This is a genomic window from Paenibacillus sp. J22R56 (assembly GCF_056269375.1).
Window position 1 is genome coordinate 410792 of sequence record NZ_JBWDNV010000001.1, and the last position, 26869, is coordinate 437660.

Here is a 26869-nt window from a genome sequence, read left to right on the forward strand (position 1 = left end):
AAAAACATCTAAATGTTATTCAAATTTCCTGCAGACAACAGCGGCCGAAGGGGATACCCCGTTCCGTCGTAAAACTCATTTCTCTTAATGAATCATTTTCTTGCAAGGAGAGACAATCGTCTCCCCTTATTGTGCAGCCAAAAACGCATCGATTTGGCTCTGCAACTCCGTCTGCACTTTCTCAATACCTGCAGCTTTCAGCTGTGCAATCAGATCTGCTTGGCCTTTGTCGATATCTTTGATCAGGCCGTATTCGAGCGGAATCGCATAACGGAGCATAACATTGCCTACGTTAGCTACTTCGTTTTTCACGTTTGCATCGTTAAATACGAACGTCTCAAGCTTGAAGTGGAATACCTTTTGCTCCCAAGCTGTTGCAATAGCATCTGCTTCAGCTGGATACGATGCATCCATACGGTTCAGCGGGGAGTTCGAGCCCCAGTTAGAAAAACCAGTGTAGTTAGGTGTACCTGGCAGAGCGTTAAATTTGTCATCGCCTACTGGCTCATAATTTGTACCAGCAATACCATACATGAACAGGTCATGAATTTCTTTATCATTTTGCAGCAGATCAAGCACCATCAGCGAACGCTCTGCTTTCTTCGAAGTAGCATGGATCGCGAAACCGTTTTGTGTTGAGATTGCCGCGATTTTCTTGCTGTTAGGCGTCAGATCCGCAATCGCCAGCTCAACTTCCGGCTGTTCACGTTTCAGTTCTGCAAGGTTCATCGCTACTGTACCCAAGTTTTGAGCGTAAGAAGCAGTTTTGCCAGCTTTCATGTCCTGCCATACGTCATTTTTGTTACTTACAATGTTCTTGGACCAAGCACCATTGTCAGCCAAATCTTTGTAGTAAGTAAGAAGGGATTTGAATTCAGGTGTATCATAAATGTTGAATACTTTACCTGTAGCATCATCCAGCTTGTAAGCAAGCGGCATGCTGTAATCAACTAAGTTGAAGTCATTCGCCTGCTCAAGCAGGATTTGGTCAAGCTCATGCCATTTCCAGCCGTCAGCGCCTTTTGCATTAAAAGCGTTGACGCCTTTTTCGTTAGCAGCAATTGCCTTCAGATAGGCCGCATAAGTTTCTGGGCTGTTAACCGGCTCCAGGTTATATTTTTTGCGAAGATCTTCACGGATCAGAACCGCTTTGTCTGTTACTTCAGGGTTATTGTTTGGTACCAGGTATTGCTTGCCGCCAACCTTGGACTGTTCCCAAGCTACTGCTGGCATTGCTTTCATCGAAAGCGGCATAAACTTATTCAGCATGTCGTCGGTCAGCTCCATGAAGCCGCCTTTGAGTGCCTGGTCATTATAGAACGCCCAGTTAGCTGTGTATGCAATATCGAAATCTTCATTCGCTGCGAATTTCAAAGGATATTTCTGAGTCCAATCCGCCCAGTCAAGGAATTCAGCCTCAACGGTAGCGTTTACTTTTTCTTTCAGCTTTTTGTTTAATTCACCGAATACAGCGTCATAATCAACCGGTTTGCCGCCAACCATCAGCATTTTAATTTTTAGTTCTTCTGATGTATCAACTGCACCTGCATCAGCAGAGGCCGATGGAGCTGCGGATTCAGCAGCAGGTGATTGTGAAGCGTCTGCCGAGTTCGTATTGTTATTACCATTGTTGTTGCTGCCGCATGCGCCTAGAACTGTAGCAGATAAAGCAAAAGTTGCTGCTAGCATCATGACCGATTTTTTGTTTGGCATGTTTATCCCCCTAATAATGGTAGTAATGTATGATAACCAGGTTACCCTGAGGTCATCCTTTCACTGCGCCAAGCGTAAGACCTTGCACGAAATAACGTTGAATGAATGGATAAGCGAGCAGGATTGGCCCTGTTGCAACAATCGTCATCGCCATCTTGAGGCTTTCTGTAGGGATGTTCGTTGTTACGACAGCTCCGGATGCGATCATTGCTTTACGCATGCCATCCATATTGCCAAGCATTTTGTACAAATAATATTGCAGCGGCATCAGCTTCTCATCACTGACAAACAGAAGCGCATTGTACCAGTCATTCCAATAAGCCAAAGCGATAAAAAGGCCGATGGTGGCAAGTACAGGTTTGGACAGCGGCAGAATCAGCTGGACGAAAATGCGGAAGTCGCCTGCTCCGTCGATTTTGGCCGATTCGGTAATCGCTTCGGGAATGCTGCTCATAAATGTCTTCATCACGATAATATAGAACACATTCAGCAGCATCGGGAGAATAAGAACGATTAATTTGTCTTTCAAATCCAAATACGTAACGATCAGCATATACCAGGGTACCAGGCCTCCACTGAACAGTGTCGTAAAGAAGAAGAAGAAAGCAAATTGGTTACGCCATCTGAAATCTTTCCGCTGCAGGACATAAGCTGTCATGGCGGTTATAAACAAACCAACCAGTGTACCGATTGCTGTCACGGCAAGCGTGACCCCATACGCCCGAAGCATCTGCTCCGGATATTTAAACAGCATGCTATAAGCCTCGGTAGACCAAGCCGCTGGTATGAGCTGATAACCTTTCTCCACAATGGAGCTTTCCTGCGATAATGAGGATGATACCACGAGCAGGAAAGGAATAAAGCAAATAATGGCGAGCAGGCCAATAAACACATACCCGATAATCTTCAGCAGGATGATATCCAACTGTGGTTTGATAACATTTTTTGCCGTAGGGGCAATTGCACTCATCGTAAACCCTCCTAAAAAGAATTGTCACACAAATAGCTTTCTATCAGCTATTTGTGATAATTCTTACTTCGTAAGCATGTTCTTTTAGAACAAAGCATGATCTTTGTCGTATTTGCGTACCGCATAGTTTGCCAGCAAGATCGTTGCAAAGCCAAGCACGGACTGATAGAAGCCTGCAGCAGCCGATAAGCCGATTTCGTTCGAGGTCGTGAGCGACCGGAATACGAAGGTATCAATGACATCGGTCGAGGAGAACAACAACCCGTTGTTGCCGACCATATTGTAGAACATCCCGAAATCGCCTCTGAATATATTGCCCACTGCAAGCAGCACCAGAATAATTACGGTAGGGAACAGATTAGGCAAAGTAATATGCAAGATGCGTTGGAACACGTTTGCTCCGTCAATCTCAGCGGCTTCGTACATTTCGTTGTCAATTCCCGTTATTGCCGCCAGATACATAACTGAGCCGTAACCAAGCGTTTTCCAAGCGGATACAAGCACCAGAATAACCGGCCAGTACGAAGGCGTGTTGTAAATATCAACTGGTTCAAGTCCAAGTCCCTTCAGCATCACGTTCAGCGTACCAACATCGTAGTTGAACAGGTTATATGCAATCGCTCCTACGACAACCCATGAAATAAAGTAGGGCAGGAACAGCATCGTTTGTGTAAACTTGCGGAACCATTTGCCCACTGCTTCGAACAGCAGAATCGCAGCCGCAATCTGAAGTAAGTTATTCACGATAATAAACGCGATATTATACAGCGCTGTATTTCTCGTTACCATCCAGGCATTGCCTGACTCGAAGAAAAAGCGGAAGTTACTGATCCCGTTCCACGGACTTCCGAAGATGCCTCCCGTGTTGTTGTATTGTTTGAATGCGAGCACAATGCCGGCCATTGGGATGTAAGCGAACAGTATAAAAAAGATTACTGCTGGCGCGAGCATGAGCAGCAGCGTTCTGTTCTGGAGGGCGTAGCCCCAAAATCCGCGTTGCTTCATTCGAATTCTCCTCCTGTGTGATCTCTCTCTCGTATAAGTTAATTATATAAATCACACAGGCACTCCAAAATTAAGCCAAACTACAAAAAGTAATACTTAATCTACGATTCGTTTAAGAAAGTTTAGTTTATTGAAGACAAAAAGAAAAACCTGCAGGCTCGAAAAAAAAGAGACCGCAGGCTTTTGATTTAAGATCAAACGGACTAAATTTTATGCTTCTTCCGGTATTCTCCTGGTGTCATTCCTGTAAATTGCTTAAACTGCCGATTGAAATAAATGATGTTCTTGTAGCCAACACGCTCTGCAATCTCATACACCTTCAGGCAAGGATCAGCGAGCAGCTCCCGGACTCGGTCCATCCGCCGCTCATTCAGCCAATCGCTGAACAAGATGCCAATCTCCTCTTTGAACAGGGTGCTTAAGTAATTGGGTGTAAAATCAAAATGAGCTGCCACTTCCTTAAGTGTAATCTTCTGCTCTAACCGTTCATCAACAAAGGTCATAATATTATCGAATAACTTGCGCTTTTGTTTCTGCCGTTTGACATATAAGAGCTCCGACAGCTCGAAAAATCTTCTTCTCAGCCATGATAAAATATCATCAATCGTCTCGAACTGGAAAAGAACCTGCGCATCCCATTTGAGCAGCTCATACAAATTCTCATTCTGCTGCAACAAATCTGCATGCAGCTTTGAGGTAATACGAATGATCAGATTGTAGGCATATTGTTTTTGGTTTACAATCTCATTCTTATCAAACAGCTGGAGAAGCCTGTCATCAATGGCAACAAGATCATATTCTAAAATAGCCGTAAGCATCTGCTCAACATTAGCTTCAATATTGGGCTCCAGCTTATCCTCTCTTGCTGTTCCTGACACATCCTTAATCAATCGGTTCTTGCCTACCAGCCATTTCGCACTAAGTGCGGCCTGCGCCTGGCGATATGATTCACGAAGCTCCTCGATATCCCGGGCAGAGCTGCCTGCTCCAACAGTTATCGTAACCGGGAAGTTCTGCCGAACATCCTCTACAAGCTCCTCCAGCATCGCGGTAAACCGTTCATCGGAGATCGGAGACAGGATAACAATCCGTTGATCGTGACTTGCAAGCACCGTCCCGCCATTATTATCGAGAGCAAAATGTTCAACAAAGGAGGAGATGCTGCGGATCTGGCTGCGCCGCTCCTGCTCAGGAATTTTCCATTCCACATCATCGATTTCAATAACAGCCGCGGCTGCTCCATATTGCAGCAAAGTGGTCAAGAAAGGTGCAATATGCTCGCGTTCATGTTCCTCCGAGGCATCCGCGAGCCAGCGAAGCAGAAGCTCCCGGTTCACTAGTGATAAAGCTTCCGATACAATGGTATGCCGCTTGCGTTCCTTTTCAACCTGCGAACACACGGTTTCCAGCATGTCCTGCAGCTCTTGATCTTTAACAGGCTTGAGCAAATAGCCAGAAGCATTCATCTGAATCGCTTCCTTTGCGTAACCGAAATCCTCATGACCACTAATAAAGACAATCTGAACGTGTGGGTTCAGCTCTTTCGCCTTCCGCGCAAACTCCATTCCCGACATAATCGGCATCCGAATATCCGATAAAATAACATCAATACGTTCATCTTCCATCAGCTTTAAGGCGTTAAAACCACTGCTAGCCGTCCCCACGACCTGCAAAGGCAGCGGACTGCCAACCACTCTGCGCCGCAGCCATTCCAAATCAACTGCTTCATCATCCACTAATAATACCGTTATCATGCCAGATGCCTCCTCTGCTCTTCCTCATATGCTGTACCTTGCTTATCGATTGGGAGCAGGATCCGGACCGTTGTTCCTCCGCCAAATACACTTCCGATCTCAATTCCATATTCATCACCGTATCTCAGCTTAATACGATCATCCACGTTACGAATACCATACCCTCCCGTTTGGCCAGGCTGGGCAAGCACAGCCTTTAACACATCCGGTTTCATGCCGATACCGGTATCGATTACCTTCAGCTCTACTTTATTACCAACCACTCTGCCGCTAATACGAATAGCGATATGCTCACCAAACCAAGCATGCTTAAATATATTTTCCACAAAAGGCTGCAGGATCAGCTTAATGACCTTACAGTCTTCAAGCTCCCGCTCCATATCAACATGCACATCAAATTTCCCTGCATATTTAATACGCTGGATGTCCAGATACGACTCTACCTGCTCGAGTTCCTTAGACAGCGGGATAAAGACATGTCCATCATTAAGTGTCAGCCGATAAAACTTCGCCAGTCCTTCAACCATCCCCGTGACCTTCTCCGTCTCGGACAGATTCGCAAGACTGCCAATGGTCGATAAGGTATTGTATAAGAAATGGGGATTAATCTGCGCCTGAAGCGCCTCAAGCTCCGCTTGTTTTTTCTGAATGCCTTCGACATACACCTTCTTGATCAAATCTTGAATGTTCTCTGCCATATCATTAAAAGCTCCGGCAATATGAACAAATTCGTCATTCCCGCTAAAACGGAGACGTTTCTGGAAGCTTCCTTGCTGGAAGGAACGGAGGAACGTAACGATCCGACGCATTTTCCGGCCTGATAACCTAGCTACCAGGAATCCGATGAGTGACATGACAAGAAAGCTGATGAAGCATACCGAGAAGATAACGCCACGCAGCTTGACCGCATCCTTGCTCAGATAAGTACGTGGCACCAGCGTCTCGATGACGAGACTGGTGTTAGGAATCTTATTTTCCAGAACGAGATAAGTCGCATCATCCTCTGTCAATCTGGAACCCTCTGCTGCATCTTTCTCCTGCCCATTGTCGCCTCGCTGGAACATAACCGTGTTCGAGCTTGTATCCATCAGCCGCAGGATGAGGCCTTCTTCGGTTGGAAACGCTTTAAAATCACCTAATAAATCATCCAGCCTTGTCGTGATACGGACATAGCCAATAATCGTCTTATAGTCGTTGTAAGATACGAGCTTCCGGAAATGCGAAATATTGTTGAGGCTTTGATCCGTATCGACCTGCAGCCATATATTATCTCGGTCCGAATCCTCGATAGCGTTAAACCATGACTTATTCGTAATTTCGCTGTATGGCAAAATATAATAGTCACTGTCCTTAATCTCCTCGTACATGCTGTCCCCGTCAACCTCGTTCAGATATCCGTTTGTCGTGTAGACAAGGAGCCGAATATGATTGCCGTACAAATGCAGCGGTGCCTGAATCTGCGGAACAATCTCATCGAGCATCGTCAGATAAGTTTGGAACGGATCGCCTTTCTTCTGCAAAGCTCGTTGAAAAGAGAGACTTCCAAACAACGTATCCGACATCCGCTGAATCTCATCCAGCTGGTAGCTGAGGTTATTTTCCGTCTGCTGCATCGCCGTCTTTATATTCGTCTCTGCCATTTCCGTACGGGACTGCACAAGCATCGTATACGAGAAATAGCCAATCACGGCATCTGTAATTAAGACAAGCAGCAGGTAGGAAATCATCATTTTGTACGTAAAAGGCATAAACGTTCTCATCCGCTTGTCCATGGTGCGACGGCCCTCCTGGTCTTATCGTCAATTATTAGGCAAATCATAAACGAATTCTTTGAATAAATAAATAGGAGATTACTTGAACCGGGAGGGCATATCCACTAGTGGCATAGGCATACAAATGGTATGAACGGTATTTATTAAGTACGGGGGGATAGCGGAATGAATCAGGATGAGATCCGTGCACTAGAACGAGCTATTGATGAAATCACAGAAATCGCGCAAGGTTTTGGGCTCGATTTTTACCCTATGCGTTATGAGATTTGTCCGGCGGACATCATTTACACGTTTGGCGCTTACGGTATGCCGACACGCTTCAGTCACTGGAGCTTTGGGAAAACGTTCAATAAAATGAAAATGCAATACGACTTCGGTCTAAGCAAAATATACGAGCTGGTTATTAACTCGAACCCTTGTTACGCCTTCCTTCTCCAGGGTAACTCGCTTATTCAGAACAAGCTGATCGTCGCTCACGTTCTTGCCCACTGTGATTTTTTCAAGAATAATGCCCGTTTCAGCGCAACAAACCGCAATATGGTCGAAAGTATGTCTGCTACAGCCGATCGCATCTCCCAATACGAGATGGATTACGGTACGGAGGCCGTCGAGAAATTCATTGATGCCGTTCTTGCTATTCAAGAGCATGTTGATCCTACCATTATTAAGCCATACCAACTCGATAAGTCCCGCTATATTGAATTGCTGACCAAGGAGAAATCACGTTCTTCTAAGCTGTCCGCCAAATCGGATTACGAAGATCTCTGGTCCCTTGAAGCGGCCGAGGATTCCGACGGCGCATCAGGTCCCGCTCTCACCCAATTCCCGCCAGAGCCTGAGAAGGATCTGATCTGGTTCATTGAGGAATTCTCGCCAAAGCTTGAGCCTTGGCAGCGCGATATCATGTCCATGCTGCGCGACGAGATGCTATACTTCTGGCCGCAGATTGAGACGAAGATTATGAACGAAGGCTGGGCTTCGTATTGGCATCAGCGTATTATCCGCGAATTGCCGCTTACGAGCGATGAGACCATTGAGTTCGCCAAGCTGAACTCCTCAGTTGTAGTCCCTTCAAAACATAGCCTTAATCCCTATTATCTAGGTCTGAAGATCTTTGAGGACATCGAGAAACGTTGGGATAATCCTACTAAAGAGGAACAAGCACGCTTCGGTCGTGTACCAGGCAAAGGCCGTGAGAAAATATTCGAAGTTCGTGAATTTGATTCGGATATCTCCTTCCTCCGCAACTACTTGACGAAGAACCTGGTGGATGAGCTTGATCTTTATATTTTCGAAAAGAAAGGTCCTGAGTGGAAAATCACCGATAAATCCTGGGAAAACATCCGTGAGCAGCTCGTTTATTCTAAGGTAAACGGCGGCTTTCCAAGCCTCGTTGTAACGGACGGCGACTTCAACCGGGTTGGCGAGCTTTATATGAAGCATAACTATGAGGGAACGGAGCTTGACCTCAAGTATGTTGAGCGCACCCTCCCTTATGTGGTTCAGCTCTGGGGCAAGAATGTCCATCTGGAAACGGTTGTCGAGGACAAAAAGATTGTGTTCAGCTGCGACGGGAAAAAGACGAGTCGGAAGTTTGTGTAAAGGGCAATTGTAGGCATGCAAAAGACCGGAAAGAGCAGCTTGGCTGCTTCTTCCCGGTCTTTTTTACAACAAGATATGGTTATGACAGATTGTCCAATTACAATCAGAATCAGAATCAGAATCAGAATCAGATTTCCAAGTTAAACAGCTTGCCAAGTGATATCTGAAAATCCTTGAACACATTCGACCGCACGCTATCCTGTTCCGTATATAAATCCCGCACCTGATATACACCATCCTGCAGCGCATATACATGAACCGTGCGATTACCGGGGTCAACGATCCAATATTCCTGAACGCCATATTTCTGATAAAGATTAAACTTCTCATTGAAATCCTTAAGCGCCGTTGATGGCGACAACACTTCGATAATCATCGTCGGGGCGCCATGACAGCCGTTCTTGGAAATCTGATTCTTGGAGCAGACCACCGATAGGTCCGGCTGCGTCACATGATCAGGTCTATCATATTGTTCGCTCTCGCTGAAGAACACATCGAACGGAGCGACAAACACATAGCAGCTCTGATTCTGCAGGTGTGTTCGTAGCGCGAAATGCAGCTCTCCTACAATAAACTGGTGAAGGGCTGTAGGCGCCGGCGACATGTTATATGCCTTGCCGTTAATTAATTCCCATACTCCGTCCCATGACAACCAGTCTTGATACGTGTGCAGCTTCTTCTCATCCGGATTCGACACTTGGATCTACCTCCTTCGGATTTATTACCTGTTACCACTTATCTATAACTCACTTTTATTTAATCTGTTTGATGATTTCGTCTGTTGTTACACACCACAACATCTTTCAATGTATTGTGAAAATCTGGTCGCGTGTACTTAAATTATAACACATATTGCTACGAAATCTGAGTACGCAGTTCTTACATTCACTAACGAATGGGGGAATTCATTATGTGTAAGGGATAGTGTAGGCATGCAAAAGACCGGAAAGAGCAGCTTTGGCTGCTTCTTCCCGGTCTTTTGCGCGTCGAGCTAATTACGTATCCTTCCTACCGTAACTCTTCGCGAACTCTTTCATCTTCTTAAAGGCCTTTGGATCAAGCCATTTTATCGGATAAAACTGCGGATGATTCGAGTTCACTTCGATGACCCATAACTTTTGATTACGATCGTAAGCAAAATCGATTCCCATCTCATGCATCCCCTCGCGTTTGCCGCTGAGATGCTCGGCGATCTTAAGGGACATCGATTTCAAATCGTACAGCCGCTTTGAGGTCGTTGCCGCTGATTTCCCTTGTTGTTTCCCTAGCTTCTCCATTGTGTACAATTTGCCGCCCTGATAATAGTTGGTCACTATCTTCTTTAGTGCACCTACTTTAACGGAGTAACAATTCACCGTCCATGGTCCGTCCGGCTTACGCTGCACCATCACCCGGATATCATAAGCTCTGCCATTCACCCTGTCCAACTTGATGCCTTTTTGGATAATAAGCTTTTTTTCCGACTTCTTGTTTATATAATCGTAGACCGCTGATGCCGTATCCAAATGATGGCTTAATTGCTTCTTCTTCACGATATGCTTGACCGTATAGCCGGAGCTTTCCGACTTCTTCACTTTAAAAATCCCCATCCCTTGCGAGCCGGAATCCGGCTTTACATAGATGGAAGAGTGGCCTGCTAGCATCGATTCCATATGTTCGCGGCTGAACGAAACGGTATGAGGAACGAGCTTTTCTAACATTTTATGCGCATTCAAATACCGGCACACCTTAAGCTTCCCATATATACTGCGACTGTTATATTTTTTATCGTACATTGCATTCACCCTCCAATGCAGTGTATGAGACGCCGCCTTTTACTACTTGTGCTGATGTGGATAGGCCTGCACACATCTGCATCAAAAAAAGGTTCACTCACTGGAGAAACGACTCGTATTAGTAAATTAATGTAGTAATTCTTAATAAAAATAGCGTTGCAGGGAGCTATCCCTGCAACGCTATTTTGAGTTTGTCTTTTGAGGAACTCACCCCTTCATGAACATTATCCTCGTTGTCCAAGCAGCCCTTCCCAAAGCACCAGGTTACACGTGGTCATGTCATTCAGTAGTGAGTCCCATTCTGTTCCAACTCTACTCCGTTATTGTCTTCGTATAAGTACTGCTAGTTGTGATGTAAGCGGTTTGTCCGTTTACTTTCACTTGGTACCAGTAGCTGTTTGCCTTCTTGACCAGCTCAGCTTTTTGGCCAAGCTCGAGGCGGCCAACGGTCGACGAGCTGGAGCTCGCAGACGATTTCAGGCTTACCCAGCCTTTTACCGTTACCACATATGTAGTGTTTGAATCCGACGGTGTTGACGGATTTGTAGGTTTCGGATCTGGGGTTACCGTACCCGAATTACCGTTTGAAGTATTAGGACCTGTCCATGCCGGTACCTTCTTCTGCGGCGGCAGTACATACGAGCTTGGAATAGTAGGCGCCTGAATTGTTTTCCCTGCCATACCACTAAATCCAGCTGTTGGAACTACGCGGCGGGCTTCCTTGAAATTCTCGCCCCACCAATATTCCCAGCCGTCCACCGTACCAAGTGCTGTTGGATTTCCATCTGAACGTGTGCCGATAACTACCGGCTGTCCATCACGATTCGTTCCCATATAAATAGCTACGTGCATAATATGATCTGTTTCCTGCCAAGTCAGAATATCACCAATCCGCAGATTTTCGATACCTGTCAGCTTCCATTTGCCGTTAACCTTTTGCTTGCTTACACCGGCAACTTTCGTACCAACTGTGTTATAGTTTGCAGATGTGCCTGTTATATTGAATCCAAAATCACCAAACACAAAACGTACAAAGCCCGAGCAATCCTCGTAGCCATATTTACCGTAAGCATCAGAACCGCTGCCGTATACCATATACCCATTTTCCATATACCAGATCGCCCGATCGACAATTTGGTAAGCAAGAGTGTTCGACTGACTGCCATACTTTGAGTGGAAATCAGCCACATTATAGAGCTCGTCCTTCACATAGCTATCGGCGTTTATGTATTGATTGTACTTGTTTACTGCGCTTGACGTAGTCCATGTCGTGCTGGCATTTGCGATACCGGCTGTACCAAGTAAAGATCCAATAATAGCGAGGCTAAGTATTTGCTTTTTCATGTTTTCACATCCCTCCCACTCCTATTAAATGATAATTCCAACACTCTCCGCAATGACCAAAAACTACCACTATTGATAGACTAAGCCAAAATAATAACCTTCTCATATAGCTATTTTTACCATCAGTTTACAGCTGGGACCCACTACAGAAGTACCACCAAACACAGTCTCAGACTGCTTTAGCCCCTCTTTTTAACGATGTATTTATCGAAAAATGGAAGGATATTTCTTCCTCCATAGCTTCCAGACCTTGCTGGGAATTATGAGAAAAAATTTAGGAAAAAGTGCCCAAGAAAGCATGATAACGGCTTATAGCAATTCCTCTCTATCTTCACTATAATTTTTATAGTACTTACAATCGAGGAATAAGACATCCGAGGTGATACCGTTGTCCAAAGATAAGTTCGTAGGTTATAGGGTGATGTTTAATGTGGGGTCTAGGTTTATGGTTCATGTCTATATGAAAGAGGATTATTATGAGCAGTGGCGATATACAAGAGATCAGCAGATAACGGATGTTGTTATTGAAGAGGTTGAAGTAGAGCTGCGGTATTTCCTCGGTTAACGTATAAAAGGCTGCTTGCAACGGTTCATCCCTAAAGGAACCTTTGCAAGCAGCCTTTTATTTTCGCTTTACGCTTCAACTTTACGGACATCAACGGTTACCTTCAGCTTCTGTTCGCCGCTGCCGCGGTAAACACCTTTCACCGGTACAATATCCTTGTAATCACGGCCATGGCCCAGCTTCACGTAACGCTCGCCGACTGGCTCTACATTCGTAGGATCAAAGCTGCACCAGCCAAGTTGAGGTACATAGGCTTCCACCCAAGCATGAGAAGCTTGCTCGAAGTCAGCAGTGCCGCCTTGCAGATCACCTACAAAGTGATAGCCGCTTACGTAACGGGCCGGTATATTATACACCCGGCAGCATGCGGTCATGAGATGGGCAAAATCCTGACAAACCCCTCGCTTGCGTTCGATCATATCACTTGCTTTTGTTGTGACAGTCGTCGCTTCAGGGTCATAGATGAATTCTGAGCGTATCTTGCTGGACAACGCAATTAACCAGCCTAACACGCTTATATCATCGTTATCCACGACGTTACTCGCAAATTGCCGAACTTCATCCGTTATGTTGGTGTAGCTAGTAGGCATCAGAAACTCTATAAAGCGGTTAGCCGCTTCTTCCGTCTCCAGCCAAGCCCATGCCTCCCTTGCCAGCTTTCCATTTAAGAGTGCGGCCTGCTCCTCAGGACTTGGCGCATGTCTGGTTACTACGGTCATCTGTGTTCGGATCGTCAGCCGCTTATGAGGCGGATTCACAGAGAAGGAATGCACTCGGTTGCCAAAAAAGTCTTCATAGCTGAAAAGGGATGCGTTCGGCTCGATAAAGATAGCCTGCTGATAGCAGGATTGGCGTTCATTCGTGCTTGGCGTCAGCCGAATTTCATTGACACTGTCCATCGCTGACCCCTCGTAATCGTATTGCGTCACGTGAGAGATATTTAGCTTCATGCGCTTGCCTCCCCCATACGAAAAAAGGTTTTTGCAAAAGAGTGCCCAAGCATCTGGCACGAATCCAGTAAATGTCCAACAATCGAACCATTACGATCAATAATCATATCGTCATGCTCCAGGCAAGCAAGATCCGCTTTCACCTTCGCCACTTGGCGAATGACACGGTCATGAGCGGTCCGGAGTTGTTTATCTGTAAGCTCGATTTGCTTCATATGCTCGTCGAGAGCATGGAAGGAGAATTGAACCGATCGCGGAAACGATGGATTCAGAATGACAAACTCCATGATGGACTCAACCGACATGCCATCGGCGTATGAGCGGCGGAACGATTGATAACCACTGAGTGATTTCAAGACAGCCTGTAAATAAGGGTAAGCCCCTGTATTGTTCCAGCCGTCTCCGGCAGCCGCATTGCCTACTGCTTTAACAATCCGAAGGGTATTCTCCGACCGCTCCAGGAAGCGTCCGCATTCGATGAAATGCCATTCATTCTCACGAGGCATTACCGATTGGCAGAGCCCTTGGAACAAAGCAGCCCACTCCTTGATCCGTCCATAGAACAGGTGAGGAGATTCTTTCAGGAAATCCTCCGGCTGTTTCTCACGCAGCCATAAATAAAAGGAATTGATTGTATCCCACAGCTCGCTTGGAACCTTCTCACGCAGCGTACGAAGGTTTCCCCGCGCATGACTGACACAAGAAACGAGCGAATTGGCATTATCCCGATCGAGCGTGATGTAATGTAGAACGTCCTGCTCCGTGTAACTCCCATATTGCTGCTCATAAGAGCCTCTGCTGCCTAGAGCATCAACAATACGAGTCCACTTGCAAGGCACCTCATTATCTTCGCCGTCTCGACCGCAAGCTTCAACGCCTAATTCATCTTCTGCCTGCAGGTGATAGTGGACATCAATTAATCTCGCATGGTTCTCCGCCCGTTCCATATAGCGGCCAATCCAAAACAACGCTTCAGCGTTTCGGTTAAGCACAGCGATACCTCCATTCTTTATCTTGACTATTTTTAACGATTTAACACCCATGTATCTTTAACTCCTCCGCCTTGCGATGAGTTGACCACAAGTGAGCCCTCTCTTAACGCAACACGAGTTAAACCGCCTGGAATAACATGCGTTGACTCTTCACCCATCAGAGCAAATGCCCGCAAATCAATATGGCGCGGCGCCATTACGCCATCCACCATAACCGGCGCACGTGACAGCTTCATAGTCGTCTGTGCAATATAGCGGCTAGGGTCTTTTTTGATTTCCTCGGCAAACTCTTTAATTTCCTTTGGTGTAGCAGCAGGACCAATCAGCATACCGTATCCGCCGGAGAGAGAGGTCTCTTTCACCACAAGCTGATCCAGGTGATCCAGAACGTAGTCACGCTCATCCTTCCGGGATAACAGATACGTAGGCACGTTATGCAGAATTGGCTCTTCTCCAAGATAATAACGAATCATATCCGGAACGTAAGCATACACTGCCTTATCGTCAGCAACACCGGTACCCGGCGCATTCGCGATCGCGATATTGCCTGCCCGGTAAGCATTCATCAGACCTGGAACGCCTAACAGCGTATCTGGCTGGAAAGCAAGCGGGTCAAGAAAATCGTCGTCAATCCGGCGATAAATGACGTCAACTTGGCGTAGTCCCCTCATATCGCGCAAATAAATTTTGTGATCCTTATAGACGAGATCACGGCCTTCCACCAAATGAATGCCGAGCTGCTGCGCGAGGAAGGTATGCTCATAATAAGCCGAGTTGTATGCGCCGGGAGTAAGCAGTGCAATTAACGGGTCCTTCTTGCCGTTTGGTGCAAGTGATCGAAGTGAGCTCAGGAAATAGTTCAAGCTGCGTTCAATACTTTGGACGGAAGAGGACAAGTATAGATCATGAAACAGCTCACTCATCATAGTACGGCCTTTGAATAAGTAAGAGAAACCAGAAGGCGAGCGGAGATTATCCTCGAGGACAAAATAACGGCCTTTCTCGTCTCTAATTAAATCTATGCCGGAGGACGTAATATAAACGCCTCCTGGAACGTCTAACCCCATCATTTCTGGACGAAAATATATGTTGGATACAATCATTCGTCTTGGGATGACTCCGTCGGATACAATGCGCTGGTTATGATAAATATCGTGGATGAACATATTGAGCGCTTTGGTCCGTTGACGGACGCCGCGGTCAACGGCTTCCCATTCATGCTTGGGGATAACGCGAGGAATATAATCAAATGGTATTGTTCTTTCTAGGGGCTCGCTTTGGTTTGGACTATAAAGCGTGAAGGTGATACCTTCTTCCATCATGCGTTGATTAAGGGCATGTTGTCTCATCGTGAGCTCCGACGGCTTCATTCTCGTGAACAGCCGGTGGATATTCTCATAGTGGGGACGAACCGAAAAGTCTTTCTCGAACATTTCATCGTAAAATGATTGCGAATCGTAATAATGCGATTGCGACTGTTTGGCCGTCGACATGCCAACCGCCTCCTCCATGATGGTGCAGCACCTTCTTGATGCCTGCGATGATGACTACCAAAGTTGGCTTGCCACCTAATTGTTAAGTTTTATTACATCAAAATACTTAATATCCTTAAATAAAGTCATTTTTTGTTAGATTTATCATACAAGATTTGGATTTTCATGTCAACTTATATAGCACGAAAGCAGGGCTTCTGCGCTGGCGAAGAAACCCTGCTTTATATCATATGCCTATTCTCTTGTTATGTATTCAATTGCCGTAAATCTTTTGTAACAGAATCGACGGTTTGTACAAATACCGCCAGCTCCTGTGACCTTGCAGCCTGATTACGTGCTTCCACTGATGTCTTCTCGGATTCCAATTGAACCAAATGAACCTTCTTCTGAATCTCGTCCAAGTTCGTTTGAATCGTCTCTAGGGCAGAACGTGAGGAAGCTGCCAGCTTTCTAACCTCGTTCGCAACAACCTCGAATCCTCGGCCCATCTCCCCTGCACGTGCCGCTTCAATCGCAGCATTAAGCCCAAGAAGATGTGTCTGGTCTGCGATCCCACGGATTAAGAGACCCATCTCTGTTATGCCGGCAAGCTCTTCTTCGAGATCACCAAGCAGCTCATGCGACCGATCCTGCGATTGAGAAGTGGATACAGCCGCTTCAGCAATCGATTGTGCACCTTGATCAAGCTCGGTCATTAAACTTGCCAACTGCTGAACCGATTCCGTGATTGTCGTCAGCATAACTGATTTTTGATCAGCCAAATCTTGGATAAGAGCCTGCTCTGCACGGTTATAAGCTTCAAGCACAAGCTGCGAATCAAGGTTAAACATCTTGGACAGGGAATGTACAATGACCGTCCATTTGTCCGGAATCGTGCGCTGCAGAACTACTGTAGCAATGTCGAGATATGTCATATAAGTTCCCAAATACCAATCGGTCGTAAGTCCAATTCGAGAATGGACAAGACCTACCGTAATGCGGTTCTCAATGTAAGCTTGGTCAATGACACCTGACGCCAGCGACAGCCAATAGCCGCGTTGGGTCTGTTTAAGCCGCTCAATATTGCTTACGTTTGAAATAATTTGCATGAGATGCGGCTGCTCACCGATACTATCATAGAAACGCTCAACGACTTCTTCAACCACCTGCTCGAAGATTGGACGGCAATCCGCGAGCCGCTTCAAATCCTCTTCCGTAATACGGGTATACGCAAGCTGTTTTAGACGTTCTTCTGAGACTTGAATCATGGGCCTTAACTCCTTTCATCTTATATAGATTATATCGGAAAATATGGAATCCACCTGAATGCAATCTTGTATTCTTCATGACAAGAAAAGCCTGTGGACTTAAGGTCCACAGGCTTTCAATCCGGGCTTGTTATTTTAACGATTCAAAAGACTTCCGACATACCGCAGCAGCTCATTGGCACATACCGGGCAATAACCATGCTCATCAATCAATCGTTTCGTCACTTCATTAATACGCTTCAATTGGCTTTCATCAGGTGTTTTGGTCGATGTCGTAATCTTCACAATATCCTTCAGGTCGGTGAACAGTTTCTTTTCAACCGCCTCACGCAGCCTTTCGTGACTTGTGAAATCGAACTTTTTGCCTTTCCGCGAATAGGAAGAGATACGGATTAATATTTCCTCGCGGAATGCCTTTTTCGCATTTTCAGATACACCGATCTGCTCCTCGATGGATCTCATCAGACGCTCATCTGGATCCATCTCTTCACCAGTGAGAGGATCTTTAATTTTGGACCAGTTGCAATAGGACTCGATATTGTCGAGATAATTCTCGAACAACGTACGGGCAGATTCCTCGAAGGAATAAACGAAAGCCTTCTGAATTTCCTTCTTCGCCAGTCCATCGTATTCTTTACGCGCTACCGAGATAAAGTTCAGATACCTCTCCCGCTCCTCCTTCGTAATAGAAGGATGCTGGTCAAGTCCGTCCTTCAGAGCGCGCAGCACGTCGAGTGCATTGATACAAGACATATCCTGCTTAATGAGTGCGCTGGAGATCCGGTTAATAACATAACGCGGGTCAATGCCAGACATGCCTTCCTCAATGTACTCATTTTGCATTTCCTTCAGATCGGCCTCTTTAAATCCTTCAACCTCTTCTCCATCATACATGCGCATTTTCTTCACAAGATCCATGCCTTGCTTCTTCGTTTCTTTCAAACGGGTAAGTATGGAGAAGATTGCTGCTGACTTCAGGGAATGCGGTGAAATATGAATATGCTTCATATCACTTTGGCCGATTAATTTCGTATAAATCTTCTCTTCCTCAGATACTTTGAGGTTGTATGGAATTGGCATAACAATCATACGGGATTGCAGCGCCTCGTTCTTCTTGTTGCTGATAAACGATTTGTACTCGGATTCATTCGTATGGGCAATGATGAGCTCATCGGCCGATATTAATGCGAACCGCCCTGCTTTGAAGTTCCCCTCTTGCGTCAGCGATAACAGGTTCCATAGGAACTTCTCATCGCATTTCAGCATTTCCTGGAACTCCATTAAGCCCCGGTTTGCTTTATTAAGCTCGCCGTCGAACCGGTAAGCCCGAGGATCGGATTCCGATCCAAATTCGGTAATCGTCGAGAAATCGATGCTGCCGGTAAGGTCAGCTATATCCTGTGATTTCGGATCGGATGGGCTGAATGTACCGATACCTACCCGATTCTCCTCCGATATAAGCACCCTTTCAACAAGCACATTCTCAATATCGCTATCGTATTCCACGCGAAGCCTCATCTGACAGGACGGGCATAAATTACCTTCAATCCTTACACCAAGCTCCTTCTCAATCTCAGGACGAAGCTCATGCGGGATCAAATGAAGTGGATCTTCATGCATCGGGCAGCCCTTAATCGCATAAGTAGCTCCCCTCTCCGTTCTGGAGAAACGCTCCAGCCCTTTCTTGAGCATCGTAACAATTGTTGATTTACCACCACTGACGGGGCCCATCAAAAGTAGAATCCGTTTACGAACGTCGAGCCTTCTGGCTGCAGAATGGAAATACTCCTCCACTAGCTTCTCCACTGCACGATCAAGACCAAAGATCTCCTGTTCGAAAAATTTGTAGCGTTTACCTCCACTATTTTCCTCCACACCAAATGATTCAATCATTTCATAGACGCGCGCATGCGCAGTCATGGCCGGGGAAGGGTCCTCTCTTAACAACTCAATGTATTCTCTAAAAGATCCAGTCCAAGCAAGCTTTTCACTCTCTGTCTGATATTCCGATATCCGCTTGAAAATGTCCATGCCGTGCCTCCTCCCATCGCTTCCGCAATCCGCAATTTTCATTCCGCCCGGGATTATCTCTACATCATTGATCGAGTGGACCAACTTTTTTAGTGAAGTATTACATTCCTATGCTTAGTTATGTAGGAAATTGACCACTATTTTAGTCGGCAATCCAGCATTTTGCGACAAGCATGAACAATCCTTTGTTATAATAATGGGAGAAAGAGGGGATTAACATGGCTGTTAATAAGGAAGAGGAGCTGTACAGCCCCATCAAGAGGCACTACGAAAAGCTTGGTTTTACGGTAAAGAGCGAGGTTCTTCACTGCGATCTTGTCGCGATAAAGCCAGATGGCAGCGAGGCGGTTGTTGTCGAAATGAAAAAAACGTTCAATCTTGCACTTTTGCTGCAAGGGATTGAACGTTTACGTATAAATGATCATGTTGTACTGGCTATTGAGCGCAATAGGAAGAAGAGCGGTGCGCATAATCAGCGCTTCAGTGATATTACCGAGCTATGCCGGATGCTTGGTCTCGGCCTCATGACCGTTACCTTCTTCAAGACGAAAGCACCGGTCATTGAGATGCTCTGCGAGCCAGGTGAGATGCCCAAGCGGGGCATTCGAAGAACTCGTCAGGCGCGCCTGCTTAAGGAATTCCGCGAACGCAGCGGCGATTACAATGTTGGCGGCAGCACGGGGCGCAAGCTGGTAACCGCTTATCGAGAGAAAGCTCTGCGCAGCGCTTACGCCCTGCAGCAAGCCGGGATCTTGTCACCAAGCCAGCTCACTGCGCTGACCAGCAATCCACAAAGTCCATCTATGCTTCGCAGCAATTATTACGGCTGGTTCGAGAAGGTCGGGCGCGGACAATATCAACTTACCCCTAGCGGCGCCGCAGCATTAACTGAATATGCCGAAGTTATTGCCGAGTGGACCGAGACGTTTGCGCTTCCGCCAGAACCTGAACCCAAAGCTGCAAAAGCTGTTAAAACGCCAAAAGAACCAAAAACAAAAAGTTCAAAACGGACCAAAACTATAAAAGTGTTATTACCAGAGAATTAGCTCCTCACCGTAAACTCGCGAATCGCATCCGCCAAACGCTCGACACCCTGCACAGTCTTTATTCCTTTATTATGTGTAAAATTGAGTCTGGCGGAGTTCCGCTTCGGATCGTAGGCATAGAAAGCACTTCCTGGTACGAAGGCAACGCCCTTCGACACCGCTACCTTCAGCAGAGCTTCCGCATCAAGCCCTTCCGGGAGCTCTACCCAAAGGAACATGCCGCCTTTTGGTTCAATCCACTTAAGGCCAGCAATCTTTTGCGCTCTCAGCAGGTTCTGCATTTCACGCATTCGCTCTCCATACGATTCCGAGATGACCCGAATATGATCATCAAGCGGGAAATGAGCCAGCAGCTGACTCAAAATTTGCTGGTCCATCGTACTCGACTGCAAGTCAGCCGCCTGCTTCGCTTTTGCCAGCATTTTAATGACACTAGTATCACCAATCGCCCAACCTGTACGAAGCGCAGGAGCTACCGTCTTCGAGAAGGTGCTAGTATATATAACCGCACCACTGCCCAGCTCCTGATCCAAAGCAAAGAGCGTCGGATAGGCCGCATCCTTATCATATTTCAGTTCACCATATGGATCATCCTCAATAATAGGAACTTGATGACTTACACAAATTTGAAGCAGCTTTTGTCTTCTTTCGAGGCTCCATACATTACCTGTTGGATTACCGAAAGTGGGTACAGCGTACATAAATTTCGGCTTATGTAGACGAACTAGCCGCTCAACATCCTCCGGAATCATGCCGTGCTCATCGCTTTCTGCAGCAACAACCTTCAGTCCATGCAGTTCAAATACTTGCAGGCAGGCCAAATAAGTTGGTCGCTCAACAAGCACCGTATCACCCGGCTCTGTCAGTATTTGTACGAGGAGGCTGATGGCTTGCTGAGATCCAGTTGTAATGATCATCTCCTCAGGCTGCACATTCATCCCCTTCTGAGCCATACGAACGCAGAGCTGCTCCCTTAGAGGCAAGTAGCCTTCCGTCAGACCATATTGCAGCGCACTTGTACCCGCAGAGATCGCACGGTCTGCTGCTTCCCGTACCGCCTGTACTGGAAAGAGCTCCTCAGCCGGCAATCCACCGGCGAAAGAAACGATATTGGATCCTTGCGTCAGCTTCAAAATATCCCTGACAACCGATGATTTCACCTGAGTCATTCTTGATGCAAAACGAAATTCCATTTTTCCGTCCCCTCCCGTAATAAAAGCCATGATTTATCATGACTTTATTGTCGCATAATAAAAAGACTACATGCAATAAAACTAACTTTACACGTTTTCTTTTTCCTAAACCTTGGGTATAATGAAACTAGCTTATCGGAGGTGTCAACATAATGTCTACAACTTTCGTTATTGTCATGACAGTCTTTATTTTGTTCCTGACTGCGATCTTGACGTCTTCCTACAACGACGACAAGACCAACGGCCTCTAAGCAGGCAAAAAAAAGAAGCTTCTCCTAATACATATTAGGAAAAGCTTCTTTTTTTTGTTCCGAATAATGGTTATGTGCGGTTTACTAATAGCGCTATGGATAATTGCTGATTAACGGTTGTGAAGCTGTCCCATCTCACTCATGCATTGTTCGCATAGATAACGGTCCTTGAAATCTTTCACTTGTTCCATCGATCCGCAGAATACACATCTTGGACGGTAACGTTCCAAAATAATATGGTCGCCTTGCACTAAGATCTCTACAGGATCCCCCTCATTCATTTGATACCGTTTACGCAGTGATTTAGGAAGGACAATACGTCCGAGTTGGTCCACCTTTCTAACCACACCTGCTGGTTTCATCATTTTCACCTCTTTATGTCTAGTTTTGCAAGCTATCCCTGTGAAACCTTTGCACAATAGACTTTCGATGGGTGAACCTGAATTCCTTCCCATTGAGGGATAATCCTTAATATCATGCTAATTCAGTCCATTCCTGGGAACTGATTCTGACGCAAAGCCTCATACACAATAATCGCTGCCGAGTTGGACAGATTTAATGATCTGACGTCACCTGTCATCGGCATACGCATACAAGTATCAAGATTAGCCTCAATCAACTCTTGGGGCAGCCCTTTCGTTTCCTTGCCAAATACGAAGAAGTCACCATCCTGGAATTCAAACTCCGTATATACTTTATGTGCTCTAGTGCTGGCATAAAAGAATCGTCCATTCGGATTTGCATCCAGCAGCTCTTGGAATGAATCATGATACTCCACATGTACGGCATGCCAATAATCCAGTCCTGCCCGCTTCAGCGTGCGGTCATCGGTCTGGAATCCAAGAGGACGGACAAGATGAAGATGCGCGCCTGTAGCTGCGCAGGTCCGTGCAATATTACCCGTGTTTGCAGGAATTTCAGGTTCAACCAATACGATATGAAAAGTCATAACTGTGCTTACCTCACATTCTATGTCATTATACACGATTGTTTAAGTTCCCGCACGAATGCGGCAATTTTTACATACGCTTAACGTACCCTTAATCTCCTCATAAATGTCGCCGCTCATAATGGAGATATCATGTAGGAGGCAAAAGGAGAATAGATACGATGAAAAAGAAAATTTTGGTCGTCGATGACGAGCCTTCCATCTCCATGCTTATCGAATTTAATTTGAAACTCGCCGGCTATGATGTCCGGTGTGTAAGCGATGGTGAGGCAGTATTTGAGATGCTCAAGCCGTTCCGCCCTGACCTGATCGTACTTGACTTAATGCTTCCGAAGATGGATGGCATTCAAGTATGCCGTGAGCTGCGCAAGCAAAGCAACGCTGTACCTATAGTAATGTTAACAGCCTTACAGGATGTCACAGACAAAATCGCCGGACTAGATAACGGTGCCGACGATTACATGACGAAGCCGTTTAGCCCGCAAGAACTTATTTCACGTATCCAGGCAATTTTCCGCCGAATTCAAGCTCTTCCGAGTCAAGCCGAATCGACGACTTTCGACATTGGAAGATTAACGGTTCGTGCCGAACAACGCGAAGTACTCATTGATGGCAAGACGATTGAACTTACACCCAAAGAATTCGAGCTTCTTCTCTTCTTATGTAAGCATAGAGGTAAAGTATTAAGTCGACAGCAATTGCTGCATGGCGTCTGGGATTATCATTTCTTAGGCGATACTCGGATCGTTGATGTTCATATTAGTCATCTTCGAGACAAAATCGAGCAAAATGCACGAACACCGGAATATATTATGACGGTCCGGAATGTCGGTTACAAGCTGCATGCCCCTAATATGGCCGATTCTTCCCTTGCATAACCTTGTATGAAAGATGAAGACCGCCTTCCCTCTTCGGGAATGGCGGTCTTTGTATTCTTAACCGTTGCGACGCTGGAAATCAGCCATAAATTCAGCAAGCGCCTTGCAGCTTTCGTGTGGAACCGCATTGTACGTCGAAGCACGCAGGCCGCCAACATCGCGATGGCCCTTCAAGCCAACAAAGCCATTTTGTTCCGATTCTTTTACGAATTGCTTCTCGAGCTCTTCGCTTTGGATACGGAAGGTGATGTTCATCAGCGAGCGGCTGTCCGAATGCGCACATCCGATATAGAAGCCATTGCTTTGATCGATTGCATCGTAGATCAGCTTCGTTTTGTCACGATTGAGCTGCTCCATTGCAGCAACTCCGCCGTTCGATTTGATCCATTTCAGAACCAGATTAACCATATATACCGAGAAGGATGGTGGTGTATTATAGAGCGAGCTGTTCTTCGCATGTGTATCGTAACGGAAGATAGCTGGAATGTCTTTCGGGCTGTCTTGAACCAGATCATCGCGAACGATAACTACGGTTACACCCGATGGACCCAGGTTTTTTTGTGCGCCGGCATAAATAAGACCAAACTTGTTAATATCAATTGGACGGCTCAAAATGTCACTCGACATATCGGCTACAAGCGGCACATTGCCAAGGTTCGTTGGGAACTCTTGGAACTGAACGCCTCCGATTGTTTCATTGGAAGTCATATGAAGATAAGCGGCATTGTCAGGAACGATAAAATCATTCACGCTTGGCATCCGCATATATTTGTCGTTTTCTGACGAAGCTGCAATAACAGTCTCGCCAATGAATTTCGCTTCCTTCAGTGCTTTATCAGCCCAAGCGCCAGTCTTGACATAAGCACCAGCTTGACCCGGACGAAGCAGGTTTATAGGAATCATTGCAAACTGTTGGCTTGCTCCGCCTTGAAGGAATAATACATGATAGTTATCCGGAATCCCGAACAATTCGCGCATGAGTGCTTGTGATTCATTATTCACTTGCTCATACAGTGCGCTGCGGTGCGACATTTCCATAATGGACATACCTGCGCCCTGATATTCGACAAATTGCTCCTGTGCCTGCTGCAGCACTTCAAGCGGTAAAGCGGCCGGTCCTGCATTGAAATTATAGGCTCGATTCATTTTCCGTTACCCACCTTTAGTTTTTATGATCTCACATGATACTGATTATGATAGCAAGTTTAGGAGCTGTCTTCAAGTACATTTACAACATGTTAGTGACAAAAAGTCGAACGGAGATTATTCATATGGCAGATAATATTCGGATTTTCACCGCAATATCCATCCCAGCAAACATTACCGGGCAAATCGTTAGCCATTTACCTGAGTGGAAGACTGAGCTGAAATTTCAGCGATGGGTAGATCCCCGCGATCTGCACATTACGCTTCATTTTATTGGTGACACTTCTATTTCTACAATTCCCGACATTAAGCAAGCAATGACTGAGGCCGTTTCTCGGTCCTCTGTATCCCCTCTTGAATTGTCGAATTTAGACATATTTGGCCGCAAGGATCAGCCGTCAGTCCTATGGCTTGGTCTAAAAGAAATACCCGAATCACTACTGCAGCTGCATGATACGCTTGGACAATCGCTTCATTCCGCCATCGGCTTCACTTCTGAAACCCGTCCCTATCGTCCTCATGTCACGTTAGCGAGGAAATATGCAGCCAATGAGACTTTTACACCTGAGATGCTCCAAAGCCTCTCCAGCCCCTTTCTACAGCATCAGACAACTTTCGACGTCAATCGCATTATTCTCTATCGTACCCGGTTGGGCGAAAGACCTATGTATGAGCCGCTTGTTGAGCTCGAATTAAATAAATAAAAAGCGGACTCCCGATTGGGAGCCCGCTTGGATAAGTGCATTTCGAATTAACAGCCGAAGTAAAGGCTGTACTCGTGTGGATGGATACGGATTGCTACCGCTTTAGCTTCGTTACGTTTAACGGCAACATAGTTAGCGATGAACTCTTCCGTGAATACGCCTGTTTCAGTCAAGAATTCGGAATCCGCTTCAAGAGCGTCAAGCGCTTCGTCGAGTGTACCAGGTACGCTGCGGATTTCTTTTTTCTCTTCTTCTGGCAGTTCGTAAATGTTTTTGTCGAAAGGACCATAGCCCAGAGCGACAGGATCCAGTTTACGTTTGATGCCGTCCAGACCAGCAAGCAGCATAGCTGCAAAGCACAGGTAAGGGTTAGCTGTGGAGTCCGGAGTACGGAACTCGATACGGCAGCCTTTTGGTGTTACCGATGCAATTGGAATACGTACTGCAGCGGAACGGTTACCTTTCGAGAATACAAGGTTAACCGGTGCTTCGTAACCAGGAACCAGACGTTTGAACGAGTTTGTCGAAGGGTTCGTCAAAGCGATCAATGCTGGAGCATGGTACAATACGCCGCCGATGTAGTTCATAGCGAGTGGGCTCAGGTTGCCGTAAGCGCCTTTTTCGAAGAACATTGGAGCGTCGCCATCGAAGATGGACATATGCACGTGCATACCGGAACCGTTGTCGCCGAACAGTGGTTTAGGCATGAAAGTAGCCACTTTACCGTATTGGCGAGCTGTGTTATGAACGATATATTTGTACAGCATGAGGTTGTCAGCTGTTTTCGTCAGTGTATCAAAGCGGAAGTTGATTTCTGCTTGACCAGCAGTTGCAACTTCGTGGTGATGACGCTCAACGCGAAGGCCAACTTCTTGCATAAGACGAACCATTTCGCTGCGGATGTCTTGTTGTTGGTCAACAGGAGCTACCGGAACGTAACCGCCTTTTACAGGAACTTTAAAGCCAAGGTTGCCGCCTTCTTCTTTGCGGTTTGTATTCCAGCCTGCTTCTTCGGAATCTACGTAGAAGGAAGAAGAGTTCATCGAGCTTTCATAGCGAACTTCGTCGAATATGAAGAACTCGGATTCAGGAGCGAAGAATGCTGTAGTACCGATGCCTGTAGTTTGCAGGTACTCTTCCGCTTTTTGAGCGATGCTGCGCGGGTCGCGCTCATAACGTTCGCCATCAGGCGTATGAATGTTACACATAATGTTCAGTGTAGGATGATCTGTGAAAGGATCAACGAATACTGCTTCAGTATCCGGCATCATTACCATGTCAGATTCTTCGATACCACGGAAACCTGGGATCGAGGAGCCGTCAAAAGCTACACCATTTACGAAAGTATCGGCGTCAACTTCTGTCGAAGGAAGTGTAATGTGGTGCGCGCGACCAGCGAGGTCGACGAAACGGAAATCTACAAACTGAATGCTGTTTTCTTTAATATTGTCCAAAACTTTTTGAACTGACATCAGATATTTCCTCCATT

Annotated in this window: 22 protein-coding genes and 1 pseudogene; 4 read left to right on the forward strand and 19 right to left on the reverse strand. The window is 46.1% G+C overall.

The genetic code is table 11. The features are described from left to right. Window positions 1-126: 126 nt before the first annotated feature. From AC0YNT_RS01705 to AC0YNT_RS01725, 5 genes are all read right to left on the reverse strand, one after another. Entirely contained in the window at window positions 127-1713 is a 1587-nt protein-coding gene (locus AC0YNT_RS01705; RefSeq protein ID WP_475803062.1) for an ABC transporter substrate-binding protein, read from the reverse strand. A 52-nt stretch (window positions 1714-1765) separates the two neighbouring features. Next, window positions 1766-2683: a carbohydrate ABC transporter permease gene (locus AC0YNT_RS01710; protein ID WP_475803063.1), complete on the reverse strand. Its 918-nt coding sequence runs from the start codon at window positions 2681-2683 to the stop codon at window positions 1766-1768. Window positions 2684-2767: 84 nt separating this feature from the next. Continuing rightward, window positions 2768-3688 (reverse strand): ABC transporter permease, encoded by a 921-nt coding sequence (locus AC0YNT_RS01715; protein ID WP_167280411.1) that lies wholly within the window; start codon window positions 3686-3688, stop codon window positions 2768-2770. 203 nt (window positions 3689-3891) lie between these two features. Next, window positions 3892-5442, reverse strand: coding sequence for a response regulator (locus AC0YNT_RS01720; protein WP_475803064.1), 1551 nt, complete (start codon window positions 5440-5442; stop codon window positions 3892-3894). Beyond that, entirely contained in the window at window positions 5439-7214 is a 1776-nt protein-coding gene (locus AC0YNT_RS01725) for a sensor histidine kinase (RefSeq protein ID WP_475803065.1), read from the reverse strand. Before AC0YNT_RS01725 ends, AC0YNT_RS01720 begins: the two co-directional genes overlap by 4 nt. Before the next feature lie 165 nt (window positions 7215-7379). On the opposite strand from AC0YNT_RS01725, the gene AC0YNT_RS01730 reads away from it, so the two are divergent. Continuing rightward, window positions 7380-8816 carry a SpoVR family protein gene (locus tag AC0YNT_RS01730; RefSeq protein ID WP_167280414.1) on the forward strand — a complete coding sequence of 479 codons (1437 nt, stop codon included), beginning with the start codon at window positions 7380-7382 and terminating at the stop codon, window positions 8814-8816. 127 nt (window positions 8817-8943) lie between these two features. On the opposite strand, the gene AC0YNT_RS01735 is transcribed toward AC0YNT_RS01730, so the two are convergent. From AC0YNT_RS01735 to AC0YNT_RS01775, 9 genes and pseudogenes are all read right to left on the reverse strand, one after another. Beyond that, window positions 8944-9513: a Uma2 family endonuclease gene (locus AC0YNT_RS01735; protein WP_475803066.1), complete on the reverse strand. Its 570-nt coding sequence runs from the start codon at window positions 9511-9513 to the stop codon at window positions 8944-8946. Between the two features lie 298 nt (window positions 9514-9811). Further along, a complete protein-coding gene (locus AC0YNT_RS01740) occupies window positions 9812-10591 on the reverse strand; it encodes a YheC/YheD family protein (RefSeq protein ID WP_475803067.1) in 780 nt (259 codons plus the stop codon). 312 nt (window positions 10592-10903) lie between these two features. Beyond that, the gene (locus tag AC0YNT_RS01745) at window positions 10904-11935 is read right to left on the reverse strand and encodes an NlpC/P60 family protein (protein ID WP_475803068.1); all 1032 of its coding nucleotides are present in this window, start codon (window positions 11933-11935) and stop codon (window positions 10904-10906) included. A gap of 633 nt (window positions 11936-12568) precedes the next feature. Continuing rightward, entirely contained in the window at window positions 12569-13450 is an 882-nt protein-coding gene (locus tag AC0YNT_RS01750) for a transglutaminase family protein (protein ID WP_475803069.1), read from the reverse strand. Continuing rightward, window positions 13447-14442, reverse strand: coding sequence for an alpha-E domain-containing protein (locus tag AC0YNT_RS01755; RefSeq protein ID WP_441891021.1), 996 nt, complete (start codon window positions 14440-14442; stop codon window positions 13447-13449). Before AC0YNT_RS01755 ends, AC0YNT_RS01750 begins: the two co-directional genes overlap by 4 nt. Before the next feature lie 32 nt (window positions 14443-14474). Further along, a complete protein-coding gene (locus AC0YNT_RS01760) occupies window positions 14475-15935 on the reverse strand; it encodes a circularly permuted type 2 ATP-grasp protein (RefSeq protein ID WP_167280420.1) in 1461 nt (486 codons plus the stop codon). A gap of 245 nt (window positions 15936-16180) precedes the next feature. Continuing rightward, window positions 16181-16675 carry a methyl-accepting chemotaxis protein gene (locus AC0YNT_RS01765; RefSeq protein WP_424992015.1) on the reverse strand — a complete coding sequence of 165 codons (495 nt, stop codon included), beginning with the start codon at window positions 16673-16675 and terminating at the stop codon, window positions 16181-16183. Window positions 16676-16723: 48 nt separating this feature from the next. After that, window positions 16724-17182: pseudogene (locus AC0YNT_RS01770) on the reverse strand (protoglobin domain-containing protein); the annotation flags it as partial. A gap of 135 nt (window positions 17183-17317) precedes the next feature. Beyond that, entirely contained in the window at window positions 17318-19213 is a 1896-nt protein-coding gene (locus tag AC0YNT_RS01775; protein ID WP_167280422.1) for a PrkA family serine protein kinase, read from the reverse strand. A gap of 218 nt (window positions 19214-19431) precedes the next feature. Between AC0YNT_RS01775 and AC0YNT_RS01780 the strand changes: the two genes are divergently transcribed. Further along, complete coding sequence (locus AC0YNT_RS01780; protein WP_475803070.1) at window positions 19432-20259, forward strand: DUF2161 domain-containing phosphodiesterase; 828 nt, start codon at window positions 19432-19434, stop codon at window positions 20257-20259. Here AC0YNT_RS01780 and AC0YNT_RS01785 read toward each other — a convergent pair. The 3 genes from AC0YNT_RS01785 to trmL all read right to left on the reverse strand — a co-directional run bounded on the left by AC0YNT_RS01785 (window position 20256) and on the right by trmL (window position 22652). Then, window positions 20256-21452 (reverse strand): aminotransferase-like domain-containing protein, encoded by a 1197-nt coding sequence (locus AC0YNT_RS01785; protein ID WP_475803071.1) that lies wholly within the window; start codon window positions 21450-21452, stop codon window positions 20256-20258. The two genes, AC0YNT_RS01780 and AC0YNT_RS01785, sit on opposite strands and share 4 nt — an antisense overlap. A 361-nt stretch (window positions 21453-21813) precedes the next feature. Then, on the reverse strand, window positions 21814-22065 hold the full coding sequence (locus tag AC0YNT_RS01790) for an AbrB/MazE/SpoVT family DNA-binding domain-containing protein (protein WP_167280573.1): 252 nt from the start codon (window positions 22063-22065) through the stop codon (window positions 21814-21816). A gap of 122 nt (window positions 22066-22187) precedes the next feature. Next, window positions 22188-22652: a tRNA (uridine(34)/cytosine(34)/5-carboxymethylaminomethyluridine(34)-2'-O)-methyltransferase TrmL gene (gene trmL / locus AC0YNT_RS01795; protein ID WP_475803072.1), complete on the reverse strand. Its 465-nt coding sequence runs from the start codon at window positions 22650-22652 to the stop codon at window positions 22188-22190. Window positions 22653-22813: 161 nt separating this feature from the next. On the opposite strand from trmL, the gene AC0YNT_RS01800 reads away from it, so the two are divergent. Continuing rightward, window positions 22814-23530 (forward strand): response regulator, encoded by a 717-nt coding sequence (locus AC0YNT_RS01800; protein ID WP_475803073.1) that lies wholly within the window; start codon window positions 22814-22816, stop codon window positions 23528-23530. A gap of 57 nt (window positions 23531-23587) precedes the next feature. Here AC0YNT_RS01800 and serC read toward each other — a convergent pair whose 3' ends face one another. Then, entirely contained in the window at window positions 23588-24676 is a 1089-nt protein-coding gene (gene serC, locus AC0YNT_RS01805; protein ID WP_475803074.1) for a 3-phosphoserine/phosphohydroxythreonine transaminase, read from the reverse strand. Window positions 24677-24801: 125 nt separating this feature from the next. On the opposite strand from serC, the gene thpR reads away from it, so the two are divergent. Further along, window positions 24802-25380 carry an RNA 2',3'-cyclic phosphodiesterase gene (gene thpR / locus AC0YNT_RS01810; RefSeq protein ID WP_475803075.1) on the forward strand — a complete coding sequence of 193 codons (579 nt, stop codon included), beginning with the start codon at window positions 24802-24804 and terminating at the stop codon, window positions 25378-25380. Window positions 25381-25427: 47 nt separating this feature from the next. On the opposite strand, the gene glnA is transcribed toward thpR, so the two are convergent. Beyond that, the gene (glnA, locus tag AC0YNT_RS01815) at window positions 25428-26852 is read right to left on the reverse strand and encodes a type I glutamate--ammonia ligase (RefSeq protein ID WP_167280429.1); all 1425 of its coding nucleotides are present in this window, start codon (window positions 26850-26852) and stop codon (window positions 25428-25430) included. Window positions 26853-26869 lie beyond the last annotated feature (17 nt).

What these genes read in the sequence shown, in the direction of transcription:
- serC (WP_475803074.1), bottom strand. Translation starts at nt 24,676, where the DNA reads ATGAATCGAGCCTATAATTTCAATGCAGGACCGGCCGCTTTACCGCTT.
- glnA (WP_167280429.1), bottom strand. Translation starts at nt 26,852, where the DNA reads ATGTCAGTTCAAAAAGTTTTGGACAATATTAAAGAAAACAGCATTCAG.
- AC0YNT_RS01730 (WP_167280414.1), top strand. Translation starts at nt 7,380, where the DNA reads ATGAATCAGGATGAGATCCGTGCACTAGAACGAGCTATTGATGAAATC.
- AC0YNT_RS01720 (WP_475803064.1), bottom strand. Translation starts at nt 5,442, where the DNA reads ATGATAACGGTATTATTAGTGGATGATGAAGCAGTTGATTTGGAATGG.
- AC0YNT_RS01780 (WP_475803070.1), top strand. Translation starts at nt 19,432, where the DNA reads ATGGCTGTTAATAAGGAAGAGGAGCTGTACAGCCCCATCAAGAGGCAC.
- thpR (WP_475803075.1), top strand. Translation starts at nt 24,802, where the DNA reads ATGGCAGATAATATTCGGATTTTCACCGCAATATCCATCCCAGCAAAC.
- AC0YNT_RS01785 (WP_475803071.1), bottom strand. Translation starts at nt 21,452, where the DNA reads ATGGAATTTCGTTTTGCATCAAGAATGACTCAGGTGAAATCATCGGTT.
- AC0YNT_RS01710 (WP_475803063.1), bottom strand. Translation starts at nt 2,683, where the DNA reads ATGAGTGCAATTGCCCCTACGGCAAAAAATGTTATCAAACCACAGTTG.
- AC0YNT_RS01745 (WP_475803068.1), bottom strand. Translation starts at nt 11,935, where the DNA reads ATGAAAAAGCAAATACTTAGCCTCGCTATTATTGGATCTTTACTTGGT.
- trmL (WP_475803072.1), bottom strand. Translation starts at nt 22,652, where the DNA reads ATGACTTTTCATATCGTATTGGTTGAACCTGAAATTCCTGCAAACACG.
- AC0YNT_RS01800 (WP_475803073.1), top strand. Translation starts at nt 22,814, where the DNA reads ATGAAAAAGAAAATTTTGGTCGTCGATGACGAGCCTTCCATCTCCATG.
- AC0YNT_RS01775 (WP_167280422.1), bottom strand. Translation starts at nt 19,213, where the DNA reads ATGGACATTTTCAAGCGGATATCGGAATATCAGACAGAGAGTGAAAAG.
- AC0YNT_RS01705 (WP_475803062.1), bottom strand. Translation starts at nt 1,713, where the DNA reads ATGCCAAACAAAAAATCGGTCATGATGCTAGCAGCAACTTTTGCTTTA.
- AC0YNT_RS01765 (WP_424992015.1), bottom strand. Translation starts at nt 16,675, where the DNA reads ATGCTGACGACAATCACGGAATCGGTTCAGCAGTTGGCAAGTTTAATG.
- AC0YNT_RS01715 (WP_167280411.1), bottom strand. Translation starts at nt 3,688, where the DNA reads ATGAAGCAACGCGGATTTTGGGGCTACGCCCTCCAGAACAGAACGCTG.
- AC0YNT_RS01750 (WP_475803069.1), bottom strand. Translation starts at nt 13,450, where the DNA reads ATGAAGCTAAATATCTCTCACGTGACGCAATACGATTACGAGGGGTCA.
- AC0YNT_RS01760 (WP_167280420.1), bottom strand. Translation starts at nt 15,935, where the DNA reads ATGTCGACGGCCAAACAGTCGCAATCGCATTATTACGATTCGCAATCA.
- AC0YNT_RS01740 (WP_475803067.1), bottom strand. Translation starts at nt 10,591, where the DNA reads ATGTACGATAAAAAATATAACAGTCGCAGTATATATGGGAAGCTTAAG.
- AC0YNT_RS01790 (WP_167280573.1), bottom strand. Translation starts at nt 22,065, where the DNA reads ATGAAACCAGCAGGTGTGGTTAGAAAGGTGGACCAACTCGGACGTATT.
- AC0YNT_RS01725 (WP_475803065.1), bottom strand. Translation starts at nt 7,214, where the DNA reads ATGGACAAGCGGATGAGAACGTTTATGCCTTTTACGTACAAAATGATG.